Below are 5620 nucleotides of genomic sequence, written 5' to 3'. Positions count from 1 at the left end.
CCGCTACCGAGGCCTGGCGAAGAACAAGAATCGGCTGGCGCTGCTGCTTGGCTTTGTCAACTTGTTGCGTGCGGAGTCTTGTCCGGTGTGAGCCCCCCATGGGATGCGTGTGTCTGGGTATCATCAACCAGATGTAAGCTCAAGGATTGAGCTTGTTTTGTGACCGTCTTGGGCCAGCTTGGGCTGGTTTTGACAGGCGTAGCCCGACCACAACTATGCAAAATCCTCTATGGCCCTCTCTTGAAGGCCAACTCAGAGGTTCCTTAGAAGTTTCACCATACCGTGTTCCGCACCAACCATCGACACCGGCGCCGGCACCAGTCCGGAGCGATGATCCAGGATGAGCACCAAGGCCAGGTAGAGCACCGCCAGGGCAATGGAGAGGATGCCTGTGGTCAGGGCCACCAACTTGGGACGATCCATGGCTGAAGGGGGACGGCTTAACGGGAGAGGCTGGCGGAGATGGTGTCCACCAGTGTGGCAATCTGCTCCCTCCTGGTGAAGGGATTGCCCAGCACGGCTTTCAAATAGCGCTCACCATGATAGAGGGGACGGGAGAGCATCAGTCCTTGATCCAGTAGTCGTTGCCGGGTGCGGCGGCTCCAGGCCTCGCCGCTGCCGGCGGCGCTGGGGCGGAAACAGACGATGTGCAAATCCCCGGACGGCAGGATCAGGGGCAGGGGAGCCAGGCCCTGCCGCAGCACCTGGGCACGGTGCAGGGCCCCGTCCAGCAGGCCGTCAATACCCTGCTGCCCCAGTTGCCGCAGGCCGAGCCACAGCTTCAACACCTCCGCCGGACGGGTTCCCTGGAGACCGCAGTCTCCACCGTGGGCCACACGGGCGGGCTCCATGTAGGCCAGGGGTGCGGCAAAGGTGTCGGCCAATGCCTGGGGTTGGCGCAGCAACACCATGGCCGAAGCCTTGGCAATGCCCAGCCATTTTTGAGGATTCATGGTGAGGGAGTCGGCCCGGCCCATGTGGGCCACCCGCCCCCGGTGGCGCTGGCTGAGACCGCAGACAGCGCCAATGGCGCCATCCACGTGGAGCCAGAGGCCACGGCGGTGGCAGATGTCGGCAATGAGACCGATGGGATCAACCGCACCGCGGATGGTGGTGCCGGCGGTGGCCACCACCGCCAGTATGGGCGCCGTCTCCTGCGCCAGGGCCTCATCCAGCAGGTGGGGATCCAGGCGTCCGCTGGCATCGGTGGGCACCAGCCGCAGGACCGCCGCAGGCAGGCCCATCACCCGCAGGGCTTTGGCCAGAGAACTGTGGCAATCAGCACTGGCATAGAGGCAGGCGTGTTGTCCGTCCAATCCCCGCTGATGGCGGGCCGTCACCAGGGCTGTGATGGTGCAGAGGGTCCCCCCACTGGCCATGACGCCCCCGCCATCCTCCCCCAACCCCAGGCGTTGGGCAATCCAGCCTAGTAGGCGACGCTCCAGTTGGCTGAGCAGTGGTGAAAGCTCCTCCGCCAGCATGTTGTTGTTGAGCCAGGCACAGACCAGCTCCCCCGCCACCGAGGCTGGATTGGGCGGGGGATCCAAATGGGCCATGGCCCCCGGATGCCAAGGGTTGTAGGACCCGCGCACCAGCAGGTCCAGGTCCTCCATGAGGTGGTTGGCATCCAGCCCCCACGGTGCCGGCGCCACGGGGGGCAGAGTGACGGGACCGGGCAAGGGTGAGCGCGTCCGAGCCTCCCCATGCCATCGCTCCAACCAGGTCACCACCTGACGGATCAGGGCCACCATGGTGTGGCTGTGCTGGCCAGGGGGCAAACTGCAGGGGAAGGCGTCCAAGTCTGTCACCTGTACAGAATGATGGGGCACAGAATGATGAGCTCAAGCTGGGATCAGGGTCTCGCCACCCTGTGGATGAGGCGCTTGCTGCGCCGGGCAGCCATGGTGGGCAGGCGGGGAGAGGTGCCCGTGGCTGCGGTCATTCTGGATGGTGGCGGGCGCAGCATCGGCTGGGGGACCAACCGACGGGAGCGGGACGGAGATCCCCTCGGCCACGGGGAGCTGGTGGCCCTACGGCAGGCTGCTGCCCTGCGGGGAGACTGGCGATTTAACGATTGCACCCTGCTGGTCACCCTGGAGCCGTGCATCATGTGCGCCGCAGCCCTCGTTCAAGCGCGCATGGGGTGTGTGGTGTTTGGCACGGCGGACGGGAAGCGGGGGGGGCTGGGGGGTGTGCTGGACCTGAGCAAAAGCCCTGCTGCCCACCATCACATGGTGTGCAGAGGCGGGGTCCTGGCCAGGGAATGCAGGGTGCTGCTGCAGGACTGGTTCAGGCAGCGCCGGGCAGGCGCTGGCGCAGCAGGTCGATGAGCCGCTCCACGTTCTCGGCGGCGCTGTTCTGACCCATGAGCCCGATGCGCCACACCTTGCCTGCAAAATCCCCCAGACCACAACCAATCTCCACACCTTCTTCATCCAGCAGGGAGCGGGCAAATGCCTTGCCGTCCACACCCTCGGGAATGTAAACCGTGGTGAGAGTGGGCAGGCGCAGACGCTCATCCACAGCCAGCTTCAGGCCGAGGGATTGCAAACCCTCCCACAACAATTCGGCATTGCGACGATGGCGCTGCCAGGCGGCGTCCAGCCCCTCCTCCGCCAGCAGCCGCAGCGCTTCCCGCAGCCCGTAGTTCATGTTCACCGGCGCCGTGTGGTGGTAGACCCGATCACTACCCCAGTATTGGCTCAGGAGCGTGATGTCCAGATACCAGTTGGGAACCTTGCCGGTGCGGGACTTGAGCCGCTCCTCCGCCCGTGGTCCGATGGTCACCGGCCCCAGTCCCGGCGGGCAACTGAGGCATTTCTGGCTGCAGCTATAGGACATGTCCACACCCCAGCGGTCCAGAAACAGGGGAACTCCACCCAGGGACGTGACTGTATCCAGTAGGAGCAGGGTGCCATGGCGCCGGCATGCCTCACCCACACCCTCCATGGGCTGCAGGACGCCGGCAGAGGTCTCGGCATGGATGAGGCCCAACAGCCTGGGCTGATGTTCCACCAGAGCCGCTTCAAGTTCCTCCAGGCTGAAGGCCTGTCCCATGGGCTTTTTGATGATGACCACGTTGGCGCCGTAGCGGCTGGCCATATCCGCCATCCGATGCCCGAAATAGCCGTTGATGGCCACCAGGAAGGTGTCGCCCCGCTCCACGGTGTTGGCAATGCAGGTTTCCCAGGCGGCACTGCCGGTAGCACTCACGGGGATGGTGAGCCGGTTGTCCGTCTGCCACGCGTAGCGCAGTAACTCCTGCACCTCTCCCATCAAGCGGAGAAAGGTGTGGTCCAGATGGCCCACAGGGGGGCGGGCCATGGCCGCCAACACGTCGGGGTGGGCATTGGAAGGCCCAGGGCCAAGGAGCAGGCGCTCCGGCATGGCCAGAGGGTCCAGGGATAGGCGATGGGCCTGGTCCACTGCGGACGTGGCGGGAGGGGGCAGGGTCTGGGTCACGAAGGGCCGGTACCGGGGGGGGCAGAGAGCAGGCTAAGGGGACACTCAGCGGTTGCGCACATTGGCTTCCGCCAGGCCCCGCGCCAGATACTGAAACGGAGCGCGGACCAGGGGTCCAGCCGGGATCCCGGCATCCACCAGCATTTCCTCCACCACGTCGGCCAGCAAGGTGATGCTGCGAGCCGTGGGACCTGTGGGCACACCCAGAGATTTGTAGGTCTCGTTCAGGCCAGCGAGGACCCGCTCATCAAGGATCCGGTTATCGCCAGCCACCAGCGCATAGCTGGCATAGCGAAGGAAGTAGTCCATGTCCCGTAGACAGGCGGAGAGCCGTCGGGTGGTGTAGGCGTTGCCTCCGGGATTGAGCAGGTCCGGCTCGGCAAGAAACAGGCGGGCGCTGGCCTCGCGAACGATGACCCCAGCCGCGCCGCTAATCTGCTCCGCTGCCGCCAGGCGCTGCTCTGCCGCACTGAAGTAGTCGCCAATCTGATCCACGGCATCCCGGTCCAGGTAGCGGCCGCTGAGGTCATACCGGCCGATCAGAGCAGCAAGCGCATCTGCCATGAAACTCAATTGACGGGCCATGCCAGCGTATCACCGACATTTGCCGGGGGGCTCTCTGGACCCCGGTGCCAAGGGGAATTTGACAGAAATGGTTACGGTGGCCCCCAGGCCCCGTTGGATGAAACTGTTATCCTTGCTACAAAAAATCACGTTGCTGCTTTCATAAGATCAATCTTCGGGGCAGGTCCCCTTGTTTTCTAGCCTGATCTATGGCCAAAACTCCTCAGGACATTCTGGATCTGATCCGCAAGGAAAGCATTGAGCTGGTGGATCTGAAGTTTGTCGATCTGCCAGGAATGTGGCAGCACCTCACGGTCCACGCGTCTCAGATCACTGAGGACGCCTTCCACGACGGCCTGGCCTTTGATGGGTCGTCCATCCGTGGCTGGAAGTCCATCAACGAGTCCGATATGGCCATGGTGCCCGATGCGGACACGGCATGGATTGATCCCTTCTACCGGGACAACACCCTCAGCCTCATCTGCTCCATCAAGGAGCCCCGGTTAGGCCAACCCTATGAACGCTGCCCCCGCAGCCTGGCCCAAAAGACGGTGAAGTACTTGCGGGAAACCGGCATTGCCGATCAGGCGTTCTTCGGTCCTGAGCCGGAATTTTTCATCTTTGACGACGTGCGCTACCAATCCGCCGAAAGTGGTTGCTACTACAAGGTGGATTCCATTGAAGGTCAGTGGAATACAGGTCGGGAAGAGGAAGGAGGCAACCTGGGCTATAAGCCTCGCTATAAAGAGGGCTACTTCCCGGTGCCCCCTAGCGACACCTTCCAGGACATGCGCAGCGAGATGTTGCTGACCATGTGCAAACTGGGCTTGTCCATGGAGAAGCATCACCATGAAGTGGCCACCGCCGGGCAGAACGAAATCAACTTCAAGTTTGACGAGTTGCTGGCCACTGCCGACAACGTGATGATTTATAAGTACGTCATTCGTAACGTGGCGCGGAAATACGGGAAGACCGTGACGTTTATGCCCAAGCCGGTCTTTAACGACAACGGTACGGGAATGCACGTGCATCAAAGCCTCTGGAAAGACGGCGCTCCCCTGTTCTTCAGTGAAGCGGGTTACGCCGACCTGTCCCAGACGGCGCGCTGGTACATCGGCGGTATCCTCAAGCACGCCCCTGCATTTCTGGCCTTCACCAATCCCACCACCAACAGCTACAAGCGCCTGGTGCCAGGGTTTGAAGCGCCGGTGAACCTAGTCTATTCCCAGGGCAACCGTTCTGCGGCAGTGCGGATTCCCCTCACGGGTCCCGATCCCAAAGCCAAACGCCTGGAGTTCCGCCCTGGTGACGCCTTGGCCAATCCCTACCTTGCCTTTAGCGCCATGGTGCTGGCGGGTCTGGACGGCATCAAGAACCAGATCGACCCTGGCGAGGGGACAGAGATTGACCTGTTCGAGGCATCCGCTGAGGAGTTGTCACGGATTCCCACGGTCCCCGCGTCCCTCAACGAAGCCCTGGAGGCCTTGGAAAACGACAAGGACTTCCTCAAGCAAGGAGACGTCTTCACCGACGACTTCATTGAGAACTGGATTGCCTACAAGTACGAAGAGGTGCAGCAATTGCGTCAACGGCC

General features: G+C 62.8%; 6 protein-coding genes. 2 read left to right on the top strand and 4 right to left on the bottom strand.

All coding sequences use genetic code 11. The annotated features are described in order from the left end of the window. Positions 1-252: 252 nt before the first annotated feature. Together FLM9_RS08085 and FLM9_RS02370 are read right to left on the bottom strand one after the other, a co-directional pair. Complete coding sequence (locus tag FLM9_RS08085; RefSeq protein ID WP_180365277.1) at positions 253-423, bottom strand: hypothetical protein; 171 nt, start codon at positions 421-423, stop codon at positions 253-255. 17 nt (positions 424-440) lie between these two features. Next, the gene (locus tag FLM9_RS02370) at positions 441-1808 is read right to left on the bottom strand and encodes a pyridoxal phosphate-dependent decarboxylase family protein (protein WP_074457080.1); all 1368 of its coding nucleotides are present in this window, start codon (positions 1806-1808) and stop codon (positions 441-443) included. Positions 1809-1874: 66 nt separating this feature from the next. Here FLM9_RS02370 and FLM9_RS02365 point away from each other — a divergent pair, with 66 nt between their 5' ends. Next, on the top strand, positions 1875-2330 hold the full coding sequence (locus FLM9_RS02365; RefSeq protein ID WP_102135454.1) for a nucleoside deaminase: 456 nt from the start codon (positions 1875-1877) through the stop codon (positions 2328-2330). Here FLM9_RS02365 and FLM9_RS02360 read toward each other — a convergent pair. After that, a complete protein-coding gene (locus tag FLM9_RS02360; protein ID WP_081340142.1) occupies positions 2290-3387 on the bottom strand; it encodes a pyridoxal-phosphate-dependent aminotransferase family protein in 1098 nt (365 codons plus the stop codon). The two genes, FLM9_RS02365 and FLM9_RS02360, sit on opposite strands and share 41 nt — an antisense overlap. Before the next feature lie 120 nt (positions 3388-3507). Beyond that, positions 3508-4026 (bottom strand): bilin-binding protein, encoded by a 519-nt coding sequence (locus FLM9_RS02355; protein WP_074457081.1) that lies wholly within the window; start codon positions 4024-4026, stop codon positions 3508-3510. A 209-nt stretch (positions 4027-4235) separates the two neighbouring features. On the opposite strand from FLM9_RS02355, the gene glnA reads away from it, so the two are divergent. Continuing rightward, the coding region (gene glnA / locus FLM9_RS02350; RefSeq protein ID WP_074457077.1) for a type I glutamate--ammonia ligase at positions 4236-5620 on the top strand (1385 nt) is incomplete at its 3' end.

Origin of the sequence: Candidatus Synechococcus spongiarum (assembly GCF_900047545.1) — a bacterium.
In the GTDB taxonomy this organism is placed as follows: domain Bacteria; phylum Cyanobacteriota; class Cyanobacteriia; order PCC-6307; family Cyanobiaceae; genus Synechococcus_B; species Synechococcus_B spongiarum_C.
This window is presented reverse-complemented; position numbering and strand designations above follow the sequence as displayed.

What these genes read in the sequence shown, in the direction of transcription:
- FLM9_RS08085 (WP_180365277.1), bottom strand. Translation starts at nt 423, where the DNA reads ATGGATCGTCCCAAGTTGGTGGCCCTGACCACAGGCATCCTCTCCATT.
- FLM9_RS02365 (WP_102135454.1), top strand. Translation starts at nt 1,875, where the DNA reads ATGAGGCGCTTGCTGCGCCGGGCAGCCATGGTGGGCAGGCGGGGAGAG.
- FLM9_RS02360 (WP_081340142.1), bottom strand. Translation starts at nt 3,387, where the DNA reads ATGCCGGAGCGCCTGCTCCTTGGCCCTGGGCCTTCCAATGCCCACCCC.
- FLM9_RS02355 (WP_074457081.1), bottom strand. Translation starts at nt 4,026, where the DNA reads ATGGCAGATGCGCTTGCTGCTCTGATCGGCCGGTATGACCTCAGCGGC.